16 protein-coding genes are annotated in these 16621 nt (G+C 59.5%); 12 read left to right on the top strand and 4 right to left on the bottom strand.

The features are described from left to right. Positions 1–407: 407 nt before the first annotated feature. From ACL2XQ_RS07680 to ACL2XQ_RS07665, 4 genes are read left to right on the top strand one after another with little or no spacing between them, the layout of a single operon-like run. Positions 408–1238, top strand: coding sequence for an ABC transporter substrate-binding protein (locus tag ACL2XQ_RS07680; protein WP_413728654.1), 831 nt, complete (start codon positions 408–410; stop codon positions 1236–1238). 13 nt (positions 1239–1251) lie between these two features. Continuing rightward, positions 1252–2082, top strand: a complete 831-nt coding sequence (locus tag ACL2XQ_RS07675) for an amino acid ABC transporter ATP-binding protein (protein ID WP_413722461.1) — start codon at positions 1252–1254, stop codon at positions 2080–2082. Beyond that, positions 2082–2891 carry an amino acid ABC transporter permease gene (locus tag ACL2XQ_RS07670; protein WP_413722460.1) on the top strand — a complete coding sequence of 270 codons (810 nt, stop codon included), beginning with the start codon at positions 2082–2084 and terminating at the stop codon, positions 2889–2891. The genes ACL2XQ_RS07675 and ACL2XQ_RS07670 overlap by 1 nt, the downstream gene beginning before the upstream one ends. After that, complete coding sequence (locus ACL2XQ_RS07665) at positions 2881–3570, top strand: amino acid ABC transporter permease (protein WP_413722459.1); 690 nt, start codon at positions 2881–2883, stop codon at positions 3568–3570. The genes ACL2XQ_RS07670 and ACL2XQ_RS07665 overlap by 11 nt, the downstream gene beginning before the upstream one ends. 86 nt (positions 3571–3656) lie before the next feature. Here the strand turns inward: ACL2XQ_RS07665 and ACL2XQ_RS07660 are convergent, their stop codons facing one another. From ACL2XQ_RS07660 to ACL2XQ_RS07650, 3 genes are read right to left on the bottom strand one after another with little or no spacing between them, the layout of a single operon-like run. Then, on the bottom strand, positions 3657–4436 hold the full coding sequence (locus ACL2XQ_RS07660) for an ABC transporter ATP-binding protein (RefSeq protein WP_413733111.1): 780 nt from the start codon (positions 4434–4436) through the stop codon (positions 3657–3659). Next, positions 4433–5206, bottom strand: a complete 774-nt coding sequence (locus ACL2XQ_RS07655) for an ABC transporter permease (RefSeq protein WP_410015698.1) — start codon at positions 5204–5206, stop codon at positions 4433–4435. The genes ACL2XQ_RS07660 and ACL2XQ_RS07655 overlap by 4 nt, the downstream gene beginning before the upstream one ends. A gap of 8 nt (positions 5207–5214) precedes the next feature. Then, positions 5215–6228, bottom strand: a complete 1014-nt coding sequence (locus tag ACL2XQ_RS07650) for a glycine betaine ABC transporter substrate-binding protein (RefSeq protein WP_413740204.1) — start codon at positions 6226–6228, stop codon at positions 5215–5217. A gap of 483 nt (positions 6229–6711) precedes the next feature. Here ACL2XQ_RS07650 and ACL2XQ_RS07645 point away from each other — a divergent pair, with 483 nt between their 5' ends. The 8 genes from ACL2XQ_RS07645 to ACL2XQ_RS07610 all read left to right on the top strand — a co-directional run bounded on the left by ACL2XQ_RS07645 (position 6712) and on the right by ACL2XQ_RS07610 (position 16124). Continuing rightward, the gene (locus ACL2XQ_RS07645) at positions 6712–7902 is read left to right on the top strand and encodes a M20 family metallopeptidase (RefSeq protein ID WP_413740203.1); all 1191 of its coding nucleotides are present in this window, start codon (positions 6712–6714) and stop codon (positions 7900–7902) included. Then, the gene (locus ACL2XQ_RS07640; RefSeq protein ID WP_413740202.1) at positions 7899–9464 is read left to right on the top strand and encodes an ABC transporter substrate-binding protein; all 1566 of its coding nucleotides are present in this window, start codon (positions 7899–7901) and stop codon (positions 9462–9464) included. The genes ACL2XQ_RS07645 and ACL2XQ_RS07640 overlap by 4 nt, the downstream gene beginning before the upstream one ends. Before the next feature lie 65 nt (positions 9465–9529). After that, positions 9530–10477 (top strand): ABC transporter permease, encoded by a 948-nt coding sequence (locus tag ACL2XQ_RS07635; protein WP_413740201.1) that lies wholly within the window; start codon positions 9530–9532, stop codon positions 10475–10477. A gap of 66 nt (positions 10478–10543) precedes the next feature. Continuing rightward, positions 10544–11398: an ABC transporter permease gene (locus ACL2XQ_RS07630; protein ID WP_413730683.1), complete on the top strand. Its 855-nt coding sequence runs from the start codon at positions 10544–10546 to the stop codon at positions 11396–11398. 4 nt (positions 11399–11402) lie between these two features. Continuing rightward, positions 11403–12440: an ABC transporter ATP-binding protein gene (locus ACL2XQ_RS07625; RefSeq protein WP_410015703.1), complete on the top strand. Its 1038-nt coding sequence runs from the start codon at positions 11403–11405 to the stop codon at positions 12438–12440. Further along, the gene (locus ACL2XQ_RS07620; RefSeq protein WP_410015704.1) at positions 12437–13414 is read left to right on the top strand and encodes an ABC transporter ATP-binding protein; all 978 of its coding nucleotides are present in this window, start codon (positions 12437–12439) and stop codon (positions 13412–13414) included. Before ACL2XQ_RS07625 ends, ACL2XQ_RS07620 begins: the two co-directional genes overlap by 4 nt. 59 nt (positions 13415–13473) lie before the next feature. Then, on the top strand, positions 13474–14700 hold the full coding sequence (locus tag ACL2XQ_RS07615) for an MFS transporter (protein ID WP_413730684.1): 1227 nt from the start codon (positions 13474–13476) through the stop codon (positions 14698–14700). A gap of 134 nt (positions 14701–14834) precedes the next feature. Continuing rightward, the gene (locus ACL2XQ_RS07610; RefSeq protein ID WP_410015706.1) at positions 14835–16124 is read left to right on the top strand and encodes an arsenic transporter; all 1290 of its coding nucleotides are present in this window, start codon (positions 14835–14837) and stop codon (positions 16122–16124) included. Positions 16125–16167: 43 nt separating this feature from the next. On the opposite strand, the gene ACL2XQ_RS07605 is transcribed toward ACL2XQ_RS07610, so the two are convergent. Then, positions 16168–16590, bottom strand: coding sequence for a DoxX family protein (locus tag ACL2XQ_RS07605; RefSeq protein WP_413722453.1), 423 nt, complete (start codon positions 16588–16590; stop codon positions 16168–16170). Between the last annotated feature and the right edge of the window lie 31 nt (positions 16591–16621).

The following is a 16621-nucleotide window of genomic DNA, read 5'->3' as shown; positions in this document are numbered from 1 at the left end:
TTGCAGCGCCGGTGATAGCGCCCGCCGGTTTAGCCTGCCGCCCCTGTCCCGGCGATAAAATGCCGCAGCGATGGTTATTTATTAAACATCCTCATGCTGCGGTTTGATAAAATATCCCGCGCCACCGGCTTCAATTCATTTCTTATTGTCTTGAGTAATAATTATTATTCTTATTTAAATCGCGCGCGGTGCCGCGCCCACGCCCCGTGTTCACTGGCATAAATGCCCGCCGGCCACTGGCCCGATAGGTCATAAGTTATTCTTATGCTTAGTGGTGATAAACATATGCTTTTTTATACGTGGTTAATTATCGTTGCCTATGTAATATTCCTCAGCAGAAAACCAGCGCCATGGAATAACCCCATGAAGTGGTTAAATTATATTAAAATTATATCAAGGAAAAGCAAATGGCCTTATTCATTAATAGCCGGCCTTCAGCGTTATCGCTGCTGACTGTGTTAGCGTTAGGCAGTATCGTCTCCGTTGCCGCCCATGCCGACCAGTTGGCCAATATCAAGCAGGCCGGCGTTATTCGTGTCGCCACCTTCGATTCCAACCCGCCGTTTGGTTCCGTCGATGCCAAAACCCATAATATCGTCGGCTACGACGTGGACTTTGCCAAGGCGCTGGCAGACGCGCTGGGCGTGAAGCTGGAGCTGGTGCCCACCAATCCGGCCAACCGCATTCCTCTGCTGCAGTCGGGTAAAGCCGATATTATCGTGGCCGACATTACCATCACGCCGGAGCGGGCCAAGGTCATTGATTTTTCCATTCCCTATTTTGTCACCGGGCAGCAGTTCCTGGTGCCGGTAAACTCGCCTGATAAACTGGACGGTTACGCCAACGCGCGTATCGGCGCGGTAAAGGGCACCACCGGCGAGCAGGAATTGCATCATCGTTTCCCGAATGCGCGCGTCTTGTCCTATGATGATATTCCGCTGGCGCTGACGGCGCTGCGCAACGGCAACGTGCAGGCCATCACCCAGGACAGCACCATCCTCGCCGGCCTGCTCGACGGCGCGCCGGATAAAGCCAAATATAAAGTGCTGCCGGAGCTGCTGAGTAAAGAAGAGATAGGCGTCGGGGTGAAAAAAGACGAGACCGCGTTGCTGACCTTCGTTAATAACGAGCTGCTGAAACTGGAAAAAAACGGCCAGGCTACCTCCATCTATAATAATTGGTTCGGACCCCAGACCAAATCGCCTCAACCGCGTCTGTTTACCATAACAGCGAAATAATCAGGCTGAATCAATGCAATCCCAGTACGACAATCTGCAACCATCCGCCGCCCCGGTGGCGGATACCCCTGCCCCACATGCCATCCCCGCCGTCGAGTTCCGCCAGGTTGATAAATTTTTCGGCCCCCACTACGTGATCCGCCAGGTGGATTTCAGCGTCGGACGCGGCGAGGTGGTGGCGATTTGCGGCCCCTCGGGGTCGGGGAAATCCACCCTGATACGCCTGATCAACCAGTTGGAAACCGTAAGCGGAGGTGAAATTCTGATCGACGGCCATCCCACCTCGGCGTTGAAAGGCCGCGCGCTGCGTGAACTTCGCACCCATATCGGTTTTGTGTTCCAGCAGTTTAATCTCTACGGCCATCTTAACGCCCTGGATAATGTCAGCCTGGCGCTGATCACCGTGCACGGCTGGACGCGAGCGAAAGCGCATGCCAAAGCGCAGAGTCTGCTGGAGCGGGTGGGATTGGGCGATAAGGCGTCTTTTCTGCCGGCCCAACTGTCCGGCGGCCAGCAGCAGCGGGTAGCGATTGCCCGCGCCCTGGTCACGGACCCGACGTTGATTCTTTTTGATGAGCCGACCTCGGCGCTGGACCCGGAAATGATCGGCGAAGTGCTGCAGGTAATGCAGGAACTGGCCCATAGCGGCATCACCATGGTGGTGGTCACCCATGAAATGAGCTTCGCCCGCGAAATAGCCGATCGGGTGGTGTTTATGGACGGCGGCGTCATTCTGGAGCAGGCCGACCCGGAGACCTTTTTCAGCGCGCCGGTGCATCCGCGCGCGCAGCGTTTTTTGCAGAAGGTGCTTAATCCGCTGCATGCGCGCCTGGAGGAGAGCTGATGGCCTGGCACCTGGATTGGGCCGGCGTGCTGACCGGCCAGCCCTGGCAATGGATCCTGTCCGGCTTTGCCGCCACCTTGTACGTCACCTTGTTCGGTTGCCTGGCGGCGACGCTGATAACCCTATTGATGCTGGCGCTGCGCCTGGCGCCGGGGCCGATTGGCCGCGCCCTGGCGGCGGCGTTTGTCTCGGTGTTTCGCAACACGCCGCTGCTGGTGCAATTATTGTTCTGGTATTTTGCCGCCTGGGGCGCGCTGCCGCAAGGCGTGCGCCTGTACATCGGCGATATGCACCCCTGGTCGATTCTGCCGGGCAACGTCCTGTGGCTGGCGCCGGAATTCCTTTGCGCCGCCTGGGGATTGTCGCTGTTCTGCGCGGCGTTTTTGCTGGAGGAAATCCAGGCGGGGTTGAACTCCGTGCCGCCGGGACAAACGGAGGCCGCGCTATCGCAAGGGTTCAGCCAGTGGCAAATCCTGCGCCATGTGCTGTTGCCGCAGGGACTGCTCAATGCCTGGCAGCCCCTGGTCGGGCAATACCTGAACCTGATGAAGCTTTCGTCGCTGGCCAGCGGCATCAGCTTCGCCGAATTGACCTATCAGATAGGCCGGGTGGAGAGTTTTAACGCCCACGCGCTTGAGGCGTTTGCGGTGGGCACCGGGCTTTATCTGCTCTTGGGCGTGGCGATGGGATCCCTGCTGATATATGTGGGCCCAAAGCGCCGCGACGGCAGGCAACCGCTGTTGCCGGCGGCCGGCCTCGATGCGCCGCCGGCCGGCAACCCGATAAGCGGAGCGCGCCATGACCTTTAATATCGACGTGATCCTCGCTAACCTGACCTACCTGCTATGGGGACGCCTGGCCGACGGCCAGCCGGGCGGCGTGCTGCTGACGCTGATGATGGCGCTGTGCGCCGGCGCGCTGGCGCTGGCGCTCGGCGTCACGCTGGCGTGCCTGGCCTGGCGCTATCCGGGCTGGACGCGCCGGGCGCTGTTTATCTGGGCTGAAATCATTCGCGGCATTCCGCTGATTTTTGTTATCTTCTGGCTGTTTTTCCTGCTGCCCATCCTGTTCGGCGGCTCGATACCCGGTCCGCTGACGGTGATTCTGGCCCTGGCCTGGTTTACCTCGGCGGCGGTGATGCATACCACGCTCGCCGGCCTGAACGCCCTGCCTGCGGGACAGGTGGAAGCGGGCCTTGCCTCGGGACTGGGCGAGTGGCAAATCCTGCGCCGGGTTTTATTGCCGCAGGCCATGCCCAATCTGCTGCCGTCTTATATCGGGCTGATGGTCTCCCTGATCAAGGATACCTCGCTGGCGTTTATCGTTAACGTGCCGGAGCTGACCACCGTGGCGGGCCAGGTCAATAACCGCGAACAGATCTATCCCACCGAGATTTTTATCTTTATCGGCGTCATTTATTACCTGCTGTGTTATGGCCTGTCCCTGCTGGCCACCCGACTGGGCGCGCCGAAGCCGCTGTCCCGGTAGCGCCCCGCCCGGCGCGTGGGCGGATGCTGCGCCATCCTTACCCGGCGCGGGCGCAATCGCCGGATTCGCTCCCGCGCCGGGCACCATTACAGCATATGGCGCCGGGCCTCGGTCCGCACCCGGTGAAGCACCTGTTGTTTAATGTCGCTGTAGCCTGGGGCCTGCGCCAGGGTCTCGATATCCCGCTGCGGGCCGAACGGCACCCGCACTTCCTCAACGATTTTCCCCGGCCGCGCCGACATCACCAGGATACGGTCGGCGAGAAACAGCGCCTCTTCCACATCGTGGGTGACAAATAAAATCGTCGTGCCGGTTTGCTTCCAGGCGGCGCGCAGCAGTTCCTGCATCATCATCCGGGTTTGCGCGTCCAGCGCGCCGAAGGGTTCATCCATCAGCAATATGTCGGGGTCGGGCAGCCAGGCCCGCGCCAGCGCCACCCGCTGCTTCATGCCGCCGGACAGCTGCCAGGGCGCATGCTGTTCAAAACCCGCCAGTCCCACCCGCTGAAGCCAGGCATTGGCGTCGGCATCGGCCGCCGCCTTTTTCCGGCCCGCCATGCGCGCGCCGAAGGTGACGTTAGCCAGCACCGACAGCCAGGGAAATAAATTGGGCTGCTGGAACACCATGCCCCGGCTGGGATGCGGCCCCCTGACCGGCCGACCCGCGCACAAGATCCGCCCTTGCCGTACCGGCGTAAAGCCGGCAATCATATTCAGGATGGTGGATTTGCCGCAGCCGGAGGGGCCGAGCAATACCACGAACTCCCCGGCGGCCAGTGACAGCGAGACATCGTCCAGCACCGTCAGGGGCGCCTGCCTGCCGGTAAAAACCTGCGTAATATGTTCAACAGCGATATGTGCCGTCATGCGTCCTTCCCCGCCCAGGGCACCAGCCATTTCTGTACTCCCACGATCGCCAGATCCAGCATATAACCGATGGCGCCGAGCAGCAGGATGCCTATCATCACGATATCGGTGCGCAGATAGGCGCTGGCGTTGATCACCATCCACCCCAGGCCCGACGTAGCCGCCACCAGTTCGGCGGCAATCAGCGACGTCCAGCCGACGCCGATGGACAGCCGCACGCTGGTAAATAGCTCGGGCAAGGTATCCGGCAAGACCACCCGCCAGAAAATCTGCCGGCGCGAGGCGCCCAGCGTCTGCGCTACGCGGATGCGGGCATCGCCGATGCGCTCCACCGCGGCGGCGGCACCCACCACCACGCTCAGAAAAGTAGCGATAAAAATAAGGAAAAATTTCGACGACTCGCCAATACCCAGCCAGACCACCGCCAGCGGAATAAGGGCGATTTTCGGCAAGGGCCGCAAAAACTGCACAAACGGGTTGAGCGCGGCGGCGATGGGCGCCGACAACCCCATCAGCAGACCCAGCGGGATGCCGCACACGATGGCGACGGCAAAAGCGCTCAGCGCCCGCGCCAGGCTCACCGCGATATGCTCCCAAAGCGGCACCTGGCGGTAGCCGTCGCGCAACAGCTCAACCGTGGTTTCTGCCAGATCCGACAAAGGCGGCAGCAATAGCGGGTCGACCCAGCGCCGTTCCCCGGCGATTTGCCAGAGCAGGAAAAACAGCGCCACCGAGACGACGCTGATAGCAAGATGATGAACAACTTTCATAACGGTATTTATTTACCCGCGGCCTGGCGGATATAGCTGGAATTAATCGCCCCGCTCCAGGTGGCCGGGATATCCCGTTGACGTACCTCGCCGGTGCTCTCCAGGAAATGGGCGGTCTTATTCACCGCCTGCCCGATGCCGCTGCCGTCGGTATTGGTGCCGTCGCCCAGCCAGGCGGCGGTGCCCTGCTCGGCGATGGAGGGATATTCCAGGCCGGACAGGGTATTGGTGGCGGTGGTGACGGGCGCGCCTACTTCCCGGGCGACAATGGCGGCGGCGGCATCGGGGTCGCGGCGGAATTCATCCACCTTTTGCTGATGTACCTTCAGGAAGTTGGCCACGATCTCAGGATATTGCCGGGCAAAGGCTTTGCGTACCACGTAGTTGTTATAAATCAGATAACCGTCCTTTTGCAGATCCTTGGTGGCGAACACCTGATGGCCGCCGGACGCTTCCAGCTCCTGGGCAAAAGGCGCCCAGACATAACCGGCGTCGATATCGCCGCGTTTCCAGGCCGCCACCAGTTCCGCCGGGCGCAGCGGGATCAGGGTAATCTTGCCGCGATCGAGTTTATGCACTGCTATCGCCGCTTCCAGCGCGTACTGGGACGTGGAGTTGGGCGGGTAGCCCACACGTTTGCCCTCGATATCCTGCAGGCTATTGATGCCCGGTTTGCCGATCAGGCGCTCATAGGTGGCAATGACGCCGGAAATGCCGACGATTTCCACCGGCAGCTTGCGCACGATGCCGGCGGTGGCCGGGCTGGAACCAAAATTGGCGATATCGATGGCATCGCTGGCGAAATAATTCAGCGCATCGGCGCCCGAGGCGAACTGCACCCACTTCACCTTGGTGCCCAGCGCTTTTTCCAGACTGCCGTCCGCCTTCGCCAACATCAGCACTTGCGAACCGCCGCTGTAGGCAATCCGCACTTCCTGCGGCACCGCCGCAGCGGCAAAGGACGGGGATAATGACATTAACCAGCCGGCCGCGCCAAACGCCGCCGTTATTATTTTATGCATAAAATATCCTGTGAAATGAAAGCGAGTCATTTTATTGTTAGGCCAGTAGCACGGGGCACAGTATAAAGGCAAAGGCTCTGCCTTATTTAGCTAAGATATGAATATTCAAAGTGAATAACTGACTATATGCCGGCCAATACGCTCAACACCGTCGATATGGCGATAAATTAGGCAGTCGTGAAAAATAATTCTTCTTCTCTTCCGTCAACGCTGTAGAAAAAGAGAATATTATTTCATCAATCTCTTTTCAATAGACTGAAATTTATACTTTTTATATTTTTGACTTGATTATAACCAAATAATAGGACCCCACGAATTGGGCGCTTTGGTAATATTCCGCTTATTTCTAAAAAATAACCGCACGGCAACCTTCGTCCAGAAATTCACTAAGGTTATGCGCTATTTTCATTTTAAGCTCAATTGCGAAATAGTGTATGGTTTTGCGCATGTCCTAATACTATTTATCTCATTATGAGGTTACCCATGACCACCGATACCCTGATCAAACGGATTGACGATGCCATTGATCGGCAGCGGGAAACGTATATTGCCGTCAGCCAGGATATACATGCGCATCCGGAAACCGGCAATAATGAATATTACGCCAATAAGATCCTTACCGGCCTGCTGACCGCGGCGGGATTTACGGTGACATCCAACGTGGCCGGGCATGAAACCGCATTTCACGCCGTCAGGGATAGCGGCAAACCCGGGCCGACGGTGGCCTATCTGGCGGAATACGACGCCCTGATCGGCATCGGCCATGCCTGCGGACACAATATTATCGGCGTGACCAGCATCGCCGCCGCCATTGCGCTCGCGGAAACCTTGCCGGAAACCGGCGGCAAAATCGTGGTATTGGGCACCCCGGCGGAGGAAGGCGGGCTAAAGGGACCGGGCGGGCGAAACGGCAATGTCAAAGCCCGTTTTGTCGAACATGGCTTCCTGCGGGGAGTGGACGCGGCGCTGATGATCCATCCCGCCGGCCGCACGCGCCTGTCGGGCCCGTCGCTTGCCAATAATCATCTTTATTTTAATTTTTACGGCAAGCCTTCCCATGCGGGCAGTTCCCCGCATCTGGGCATCAACGCCCTGGACGCGGTGGTGCTGCTCTATAACGGCATCAGCGTACTGCGCCAGCAGCTGCCGGCGAGCGTTCGGGTACACGGCATTATTACCGATGGCGGCCAGGCCCCGAATGTGATCCCGGAATTCGCCGCGGCGCATTATTACATCCGCGCCAATACCCGCGAGGAAGTGATAGCGCTGGAGCCGCGCATCCGCGCCATTGCCGAGGGGGCGGCGCTGGCCACCGGCACGCGCGTGGAGATAGAACACCAGGTGGGTCCGCGCGATTTTCGCATTAACCACACCTTGAATACCCTGCTGCTGGATGTCCTGTCCGCCCATGGCGAACAGGTGGATCTCACGCCTAAAGAAGGTCTGGGGTCCACCGACGCCGGCGATATCAGCCATGCCGTGCCTACCGCGCATCCCTATATCAAGATAGGTCCCGATGACCTGATAGGCCATACGGCGGCGTTTCGCGAAGCCGCCAATTCCCCACGCGGCTACCAGGCGCTGGTGACCGGCGCCCGGGTGCTGGCTAAAACCGGCTACCGGCTGCTGACCGACGCGCATCTGCTCGAACGTATCAAGCAGGAGCAAGCATGAGCTTAATCAATACCATGCGGTTCCATGCCGCCCTGTTTTTACTGTGCGCGGCCCTGCCCGGGTACACCGCCCCGGCCACCGGCGGCGGCGCCCTGAATATCGCCTACGGCAACCGGCCCGGCACCCTGGATCCTTATCTGACCACCAATAACGCCACCTCGGATGTCGACCGTCATATTTTCGAAGAGCTGTTCGTGATTAACGATAAGTTCGAGCCGGTGCCGGAACTGGTCGATCATTACCAGCTCAGCGACGATCGGCTGGTGTATACCTTTACCCTGCGCGACCATATCGTGTTCCAGAACGGCCAGCCGATGACCGCGGACGACGTTGTCGCCTCCATGAACCGCTGGCTGGCGTTGTCCACCCAGGGTAAAGCCAACCTGCCGGGCGCCGCCTTTACTAAAATCGACCCGTTGACCGTGCAATTGACCCTGAAAACGCCGTCGCTTATCACGCTGAATATTCTGGCCGATGTGAAGAATATTGCCGCCATCATGCCAAAAAGCATCATAGATAAGGCCAACGAGACGAAAAGCCCGGTGACCGAGCTGATTGGCACCGGCCCCTACAGGCTGGCGGAGTTCAAACAGGGCGAATATCTGCATCTCGCCCGCTTTGACGGTTATGTTTCCCGCAGTGAACCGGCCAGCGGCCTGGCGGGCAAAAAGAACGCCTATGTGAAAGATATTTTTTTCCGGTATGTTACCGATGAATCCACCCGGCTGGCCGGCGCGCTGACCGGCGAGTACGATCTGGTGTTTAACCTGCCCAAGGATAATATCGACCAGCTTAAACAGGCGCCGGGCATTCAGTTATTTGCCCCGGAATCCGGCGGTTCGCTTATCACCTATTTGTTCAATAAGAAAACCGGACCCTTCGCCGACGTCAAGCTGCGCCAGGCGTTTAATACCGCATTGGATGTCAACAGCGTCCTGCTGGCCGGCTATAGCGACCCGCGTTTTTTCAGCGCCGATTCCTCCCTGGGATTTCCGCAGCAGGTGGATTGGTATAGCGGGGCCGGCAAACCTTACTATAACGTCAATAAGCTCGACGAGGCCCGCAGGCTGGTCAAGGAATCCGGCTACCAGGGGCAGGAGGTGGTGATTATCGCCACCAAGGAATATGCCGAACTCTACAACCTGGCGATCGTGGCCCAACAGGTGCTGAAACAAATCGGCGTTAAATCCCGGCTGGATGTCTATGACTGGCCGACGGTATTGCAGCGCCGCCAGGACCCGAAAAATTTCGACCTCTGCGCCCTGGAATTCTCCATGCGCCAGGTGCTGCATCAATATCCGTTCCTCGACTCGCGGGCCAATTTCCCCGGCTGGTCCAACAGCCCGGACATCGACAGCGTTCTGGATCGCATTAAGCAGGCGCCCTCGCTACAGGATGCCAAACCGCTGGTGGACAAGCTGCACGTCCTGACCTGGCAATACCTGCCGGTGATTGTGCTGGGCCATACCCAGCCTGAACCCATTGCCGTCAAGGACGGCGTCAAGGGCTACGCGGACCTGATCGGCCCGATTTTATGGAATGTGCAGGTCCCGGATAAATAACCTTTGCCCGGTCGGTTTTTTAGCGGCCCGCTGCCGGCCCGGTTACGGCGGGCAAGGATAAACAAATGGTATGGTATGCGTTACACCGGCTGTTGGCGCTGATCCCGGTATTGCTGGTGGTGGCGGTGGTGGTGTTCTGCCTGGTGCATCTTGCGCCGGGCGATCCGGTGCTGGTGGTTCTCGGCAATGACGCCCGGCCGGAAGACGTACTGGCGATGCGCGCCAGGCTCGGCCTTAACCGGCCGCTGGTTGAACAGTTCTGGCTATGGTTTTCCCGCATCCTGCAAGGCGATCTGGGTTACTCCCTGTTTATGCGGGAAAGCGTGATCACGCTGTTCATGCAGCATCTTAAACCCACGCTATCGCTGGCGTTGCTGGCGCAGGGCATGGCCATGCTGCTTGGTATCCTGGGCGGCATCGCGGCGGCTTACCGGCGCGGGCGCTTTACCGATCGCCTGATTATGGCGCTGGCGACCTTCGGGCTGTCGATTCCGGGCTTTTTACTCGGCCTGTTCCTGATTTTCTTTTTTGCCGTCCATCTGCGCTGGTTTCCGGTGATCGGCTATAAATCCGGCCAACTCAGCCTGTGGCAAAACCTGCATTACCTGTTCCTGCCGGCGCTGGCGCTGGCCATCCGCATCGCCGCCCTGCTGGCGCGCATGACCCGCGCGGTCATGCTGGACGTGCTTCATGAGAACTACATCAAGACCGCGCGGGCCAAAGGCGTTCCCGAACGGGGGGTATTGCTGCGCCATGCGTTTAAAAACGCCTGGATCCCGGTACTGAATATCTGCGGCGAATCCTTTGGATCGCTTATCACCGGCGCCATCGTGATTGAAAGCGTGTTCGGCATTCCCGGCGTCGGGTCATTGATTATCGATTCCATCGAGCGGCGGGATTTTACCGTGATCCAGGGGTCGGTGCTGCTGATTACCACCAGCTACGTAATGATTAACCTGCTGGTCGATCTGTCGTTTGGGTGGATCGATCCGCGCCTTAAGGTGAAGGCGTGATGCGCCGCCACCCCGCTTTTTCGCAACGCATGGCGCCCGCGCCATGGCAACCAGGAGGGCCGCGCCATGACGGGATTGTCGCGTCATAAAATGATGCTGGCCGGCGGCGTGATACTGCTGCTGCTGGTCGTGCTGTCACTGGCCGCGGGGTATTTCAGCCCCTACGATCTTTATGCCCTCGATCCGCTCAGCCGGTTAAAAAGCCCGACCGCGCAGCATTGGTTCGGCACCGATAACTTTGGCCGCGATGTGTTGACGCGCGTGGCCTACGCCATTCGCATCTCCCTGCTGGTGGGCATGTCGGTCGCCGCGGCCGCCGGGGTATTCGGCTTGATAACCGGCCTGCTGTCCGCCTGGTACCGGCCGGTGGATCTGATCGCCATGCGCGTTTGCGACGGCCTGTTTGCCTTCCCTTCCCTGTTGCTGGCCATTGCCATCGTCGGCATCCTGGGGCCGAACACCCTGAATGTGGTATTGGCGCTGTCACTGGTATATATCCCCTCCATCGCGCGGGTGGTGCGCTCGGCGGCGCTGGTGATTAAGGAAAAGAATTATATCGAGGGCCTGAGGGCCCAGGGCGCCACCGACGGGCGCATGATCTGGCGCCATATCCTGCCGAATGTGATGTCGCCCTTTATCGTGCAGATCACCTTTATTTTTTCCGTGGCCATTCTTACCGAGGCGGCGTTAAGTTTTCTCGGCTCCGGTGTGCCGGCGCCGATGCCCAGCCTGGGCAATCTGCTGCTGGAGGGTAAAAAAGTGATCTTTACCTCCTGGTGGATGACCTTTTTTCCCGGCATCTCGATCGTTATCCTGATCTTAGCCCTTAATATCCTCGGCGACGGCCTGCGCGACCTGCTGGATCCCACCATCCGCCCCTTGCCGCGACGCGTGTTGGGCATGTTAAGAGACAGGCCTTAGCGTTATGGCAGACAGTATGATACCCGGCGCCCCGCTGCTGGCGGTGAATGACCTGGTGGTCAAAATAGCCACTGAACAGGGCGTCGTCAGGCCGGTGCGCGGTATTTCTTTCGCCGTGAAGGCGCATGAAACCCTGGGCATTATCGGCGAATCCGGCTGTGGTAAAAGCGTCACCGCCGAAGCCGTTATGGGGCTGCTGGACCCCCGCATCACCGAGGCGCAGGGCAGCGTACGCTTTAACGGCCGCGATTTGCTGGCGCTATCGCAGCGCGAGCGGCGCGCCATCCAGGGCAATACCCTGTCGATGGTTTTCCAGGATCCGCTGTCGAGTTTAAACCCGCTCTTTACCGTCGGCCGCCAGATCGGCGAGAGCCTCCAACTGCACGCCGACCTGTCCCGCCGGCAGCGGGCCGCGCGGGTGATGGCGCTGCTGGAACAGGTGGGCATCCCGGATCCGGCGCGTTGTTGCGCCGCTTATCCCCATGAAATTTCCGGCGGCATGCGCCAGCGGGTGATGATTGCCATGGCCGTGGCCTGCCATCCGGCGCTGCTTATCGCCGATGAGCCGACCACCGCCCTGGATGTGACGATTCAGGCGCAAATCCTGCAGTTGCTGGAGTCGCTTAAGGCCGCCAACGGCATGGGCATCATTTTGATTACCCATGATTTGTCGGTCGTCGCGCAAATGTGCCAGCGGGTAATCGTCATGTATCTGGGTGAAGTGGTGGAGGAAGCCGACGTCATGACCTTATTCGACCGGCCCCGGCACCCCTATACCCGGGGTTTGATGGCGGCAATCCCGTCGCTGCGCGGCGCGCGTCAATCCCGGCTGACGGAAATCAAGGGCAGCGTGCCCCCGCTTACCGACAGCCCGGCCGGCTGCGGCTTCGCCCCCCGCTGCCCGTTTGCCGGCGCCATATGCCGGCGTCATCCGCCGCTGGCGGCGATAAGGGATGGCGGCGCGACCGCCGGCCCGGAGGCTTCGCGTCATGCCGTGCGCTGCTGGAAAGCCGAAGAACTCGACCGGGAAACAGTATTATGAACCCAACTGCCGTTTACCCGCCGCCGCTGTTGCGCGTTAGTCACCTGACGAAAAAATTCAAAGTCCGCCAGGGTCTGCGCACTCGCTGGATCACCGCGGTGGATGACGTTAGTTTTCATGTTGATGAGCGGGAAACCTACGCCTTGGTGGGTGAATCCGGCAGCGGCAAAAGCACGACCGGCAGGACGCTGCTGCGGCTCACCGACGCCAGCGCGGGGCGCGCCGATTTTGCCGGCCGCGATATTTTCAGCCTGTCGGCGGCGCCCCTGCGCGCCCTGCGCAAAGATATACAGATGATATTCCAGGATCCGCTGTCCTCCCTGGATCCCAAGCGTACCATCGGTTACAGCGTGGCGGAGCCGTTAATTATCCACGGTATCGGTAATAGCGCCGAACGCGAGGCCCGCGTCGGGCAACTGCTCGCCAGGGTGGGTTTCAGCCCGGCGGACGCCAAACGCTATCCGCACGAATTTTCCGGCGGACAGCGCCAGCGCGTGGGCATCGCCAAGGCGCTGATCCTCAATCCCCGGCTTATCGTCTGCGACGAGCCGGTCTCGGCGCTGGATGTTTCGATTCAATCGCAGATCCTGAACCTGCTGCTGGAACTGCAGCGGGAAAATGGTCTTGCCTACTTATTTATCGCCCACGATCTCAGCGTTGTGCACCATATCGCCGATCGCATCGGCGTCATGTACCGGGGACGCCTGGTGGAGGAAGCGCCGGCGGATGCGCTGTTTGCCGACCCCCGGCATCCCTATACCCGCTATCTGCTGGCCTCGATACCGCCGTCGCATCCGCGTTTGAAAACCGTCGCCGCCACGCCCGCCCTCCGCGCCGATACGGGGCCGCATACGGGCCGGGGCTGCGTCTTCAGCGGCAAATGCCCGCACGCGATGCCACGCTGCTTTACACAGTTGCCGATTGATCGCCGCGTCGGCGACAGGCATCATGTTGCCTGCCATCTTGCCGGCTGATCGGCGCGCGCCGCAACGCCGGGGCGGGCGGGCATGTTTTCTAACCAATCTGGATTGTCATGACCATTGTGAAAGATAACCCCCCTGAACAGGCTTTACCGGTCGCCCGCGCCGGCCGCAAAGTGCTGGGCGCGGCCAGCCTGGCGCATTTATATCATGATGGCGCGACCGACATGCACTACCTGCTGTTTGCCGTGTGGCAGCAGCAGTTCGGCCTGTCGATGATGCAAATCGGGCTGCTCAAGACGCTGTTTTCCGGCTCGCTGGCCGTCTGGCAGATTCCGGCGGGCGAACTGGGCAAAGCGTTTGGCGAGCGCAGGCTGTTAATCGCCGGCACGCTGCTGTTGTCCGCGGCGTTATTTTTATATGGTTTCTCCGGCGGCATCCTGCCACTGATGGCGTTGATTATCGTGGGCGGCATGGGCGCCAGCGTGCAGCACCCGTTGGCATCAAGCTATATTTCACAGTATTTTACCGTCCGGCAGACCCGGCTGGCGCTAAGCACCTATAACTTTTTCGGCGATGTCGGCAAGTGCCTGATTCCCAGCGCCATTTCTGGTTTATTGTTACTCATCGCCTGGGGCTGGTCGGTACGGGTCATCGCGGTTACGGGCATCCTGGTGGCCGTCGGCCTGCGCTTTTTGTTGCCCCAACGCGTTGCCGGACAAGCCGGCGTTGCGCCGTCGCCGGGACGGGAAGGCGCCGCCTATCAGCCGCTGCCCCGCGTCCCCGAGGCCAGACGCCGGTTAGCCTTTATCTCCTTATGCGTTATCGGCAGTCTGGATAACGCCACGCGCGCCGGCACCCTGACGTTCCTGCCTTTTTTACTGGCCGCCAAGGGCGCGACGCCCGCCGGCGTCGGCTTCGCGCTGACCACCATTTTTATCGGCGGCGCCTGCGGCAAATTAGTCTGCGGCGCACTGGCGCCCAGGCTTGGGGTATTACGCACCGTGGCCGTCAGTGAAATATTCACCGCCGCGCTTATTATTGCTCTGTTATTTACCCCGTTAACCGCCAGTTATCTGTTGCTGATTCCCTTAGGCATCGCGCTAAACGGCACGTCTTCCATCCTGTACGGCACCGTGGCGGAACTCGCCAAACCCGGCCAGCAAACCCGCGCTTTTTCCATTTTTTATACCATCTCCCTTGGCTGCGGAGCCCTGATGCCTATCGTCTACGGCGCGCTCGGCGATCGTATTGGTATCGTTCCCGCGCTGAATATCGTGGCGCTGTTGCTTATCGGCGTGCTGCCGCTGCTGCTGCCGTTAAGGGTCATCAGCAAATAAAATTTTGCGGATGATGGATTAAAAAAAAAAGGATTTTCGCCCTCCAGCGGTTATATTCTACCGATAGTTCAGCGGCCTTACGGCAACCCATGTTCTGTCCGCCGCTGTTTATTTAGCGGATTAAGCGGGGCGCCATGGCTGCGGCTGTAACAATTTTTATCTTCACGATCGTATTGGTTATCTGGCAGCCCAAGGGACTGGGCATCGGCTGGAGCGCCATGCTCGGCGCCGGGCTGGCGCTCGCGAGCGGCGTGGTAGAGGTGGCTGATATCGCCGTGGTGTGGCGGATAGTATGGAATGCCACCGCCACCTTTATCGCCATTATCATTATCAGTCTGTTGCTCGATGAGTGCGGTTTTTTTTCCTGGGCGGCGCTCCATGTCGGCCGCTGGGGAAACGGCCGTGGCCGGCTGCTGTTCAGCTATACCATTCTGCTGGGCGCCGCCGTTTCCGCCTTGTTCGCCAATGACGGCGCAGCGCTTATCCTCACGCCAATCGTGATGTCCATGCTGCTGGCGCTGGGGTTCAAGCGCAGCACCACTTTGGCGTTTGTCATGGCGGCGGGTTTTATCGCCGATACCGCCAGCCTGCCGCTGGTGGTATCGAACCTGGTGAATATCGTCTCGGCCGATTATTTTAAACTGGGCTTTAATGCCTATGCCTCGGTCATGGTGCCGGTCAATATTGCCGCCGTGGCCGCCACCCTTATTACGCTGCACCTGTTTTTCCGGCGTGAAATACCGGCAAATTATGACGTCGCGCGCCTGCCTGCGCCGAAGGATGCCATTCGCGACCCGGCCACCTTCCGTACCGGATGGGTGGTGCTGATCCTGCTGTTGGGGGGCTTTTTCGGCCTGGAACCGCTGGGCGTTCCGGTCAGCCTGATCTCCGCCGCCGGCGCGCTGATCCTGTTTGTGGTGGCGAAAAAGGGCCGCGCCATCAATACCGGCCGGGTGCTGCGCGGCGCGCCCTGGCAAATCGTTATTTTTTCCCTGGGGATGTACCTGGTGGTGTATGGCCTGCGCAACGCCGGTCTGACCCATGCGCTGTCCGCCCTGTTAAGCCGGTTCGCCAGCCAGGGCCTGTGGGTGGCGACGCTCGGCACGGGATTCCTGACCGCGTTCTTATCTTCCGTGATGAATAACCTGCCCAGCGTACTGGTCGGCGCGCTGTCGGTGGAAGGCAGCACCGCCACCGGCGTGGTTAAACAGGCGATGATTTACGCCAATGTCATCGGCTGCGATCTCGGGCCTAAAATCACCCCCATCGGCAGCCTGGCCACCTTGCTGTGGCTGCATGTGCTGGCAAAAAAGAATCTGAGCATTTCCTGGGGTTATTATTTTCGCGTGGGAGTGGTAATGACGCTGCCGGTACTGCTGGTGACGCTGGCGGCATTGGCCCTGCGCCTGTCGTTACCCTTTTAATGCCAGGCGCGGCCAGCGGCTATTCGCCGGCCGCGCCGGAAGATCAGTTTTTCATGACGGCATATTTACCCGGCCCTATCAGCATAATCACCAGGCCGCCGAAAAAGTAGAGCGCTTCCGTTTCCAATGCCCAGGCGCCGACATCCGTGAGTTTATAAAAATGCCCCATGCCAACCAGCAGGGTAGCCACCAGCAGATTAAAAGCGATAATAAACGCCGCCGGCCGGGTCATAAACCCGACAATAATCATGATGGGGGCAATAATTTCGCCGATAAAGGCGCCATAGGCGATAAAACCGGGCAACCCGTGGCTTTGCAATAAATCGGCGATCCAGCCGACGCCATGCTGGGTTTTGGCGTAACCATGAAATAACAGTAATATGCCGAAGGTCAGGCGTAACAGAAGCTTACCCGCGTTGGGGCCATCCACGAAACGTGCAAATCCGTTATTAATAGCAGTAAGCATAAGGGTTATCTTCAATAATATTCGTCACAAT

The organism is Sodalis sp. RH14, from assembly GCF_047324285.1.
Taxonomy (GTDB): Bacteria; Pseudomonadota; Gammaproteobacteria; order Enterobacterales; family Enterobacteriaceae; genus Acerihabitans.
This window is presented reverse-complemented; position numbering and strand designations above follow the sequence as displayed.

Bases quoted from the DNA above. Each gene is read 5' to 3' on its own strand.
- ACL2XQ_RS07625 (WP_410015703.1), top strand. From the start codon at position 11,403: ATGGCAGACAGTATGATACCCGGCGCCCCGCTGCTGGCGGTGAATGAC.
- ACL2XQ_RS07655 (WP_410015698.1), bottom strand. From the start codon at position 5,206: ATGAAAGTTGTTCATCATCTTGCTATCAGCGTCGTCTCGGTGGCGCTG.
- ACL2XQ_RS07660 (WP_413733111.1), bottom strand. From the start codon at position 4,436: ATGACGGCACATATCGCTGTTGAACATATTACGCAGGTTTTTACCGGC.
- ACL2XQ_RS07605 (WP_413722453.1), bottom strand. From the start codon at position 16,590: ATGCTTACTGCTATTAATAACGGATTTGCACGTTTCGTGGATGGCCCC.
- ACL2XQ_RS07620 (WP_410015704.1), top strand. From the start codon at position 12,437: ATGAACCCAACTGCCGTTTACCCGCCGCCGCTGTTGCGCGTTAGTCAC.
- ACL2XQ_RS07675 (WP_413722461.1), top strand. From the start codon at position 1,252: ATGCAATCCCAGTACGACAATCTGCAACCATCCGCCGCCCCGGTGGCG.
- ACL2XQ_RS07645 (WP_413740203.1), top strand. From the start codon at position 6,712: ATGACCACCGATACCCTGATCAAACGGATTGACGATGCCATTGATCGG.
- ACL2XQ_RS07680 (WP_413728654.1), top strand. From the start codon at position 408: ATGGCCTTATTCATTAATAGCCGGCCTTCAGCGTTATCGCTGCTGACT.
- ACL2XQ_RS07615 (WP_413730684.1), top strand. From the start codon at position 13,474: ATGACCATTGTGAAAGATAACCCCCCTGAACAGGCTTTACCGGTCGCC.
- ACL2XQ_RS07640 (WP_413740202.1), top strand. From the start codon at position 7,899: ATGAGCTTAATCAATACCATGCGGTTCCATGCCGCCCTGTTTTTACTG.
- ACL2XQ_RS07665 (WP_413722459.1), top strand. From the start codon at position 2,881: ATGACCTTTAATATCGACGTGATCCTCGCTAACCTGACCTACCTGCTA.
- ACL2XQ_RS07610 (WP_410015706.1), top strand. From the start codon at position 14,835: ATGGCTGCGGCTGTAACAATTTTTATCTTCACGATCGTATTGGTTATC.
- ACL2XQ_RS07630 (WP_413730683.1), top strand. From the start codon at position 10,544: ATGACGGGATTGTCGCGTCATAAAATGATGCTGGCCGGCGGCGTGATA.
- ACL2XQ_RS07650 (WP_413740204.1), bottom strand. From the start codon at position 6,228: ATGCATAAAATAATAACGGCGGCGTTTGGCGCGGCCGGCTGGTTAATG.
- ACL2XQ_RS07670 (WP_413722460.1), top strand. From the start codon at position 2,082: ATGGCCTGGCACCTGGATTGGGCCGGCGTGCTGACCGGCCAGCCCTGG.
- ACL2XQ_RS07635 (WP_413740201.1), top strand. From the start codon at position 9,530: ATGGTATGGTATGCGTTACACCGGCTGTTGGCGCTGATCCCGGTATTG.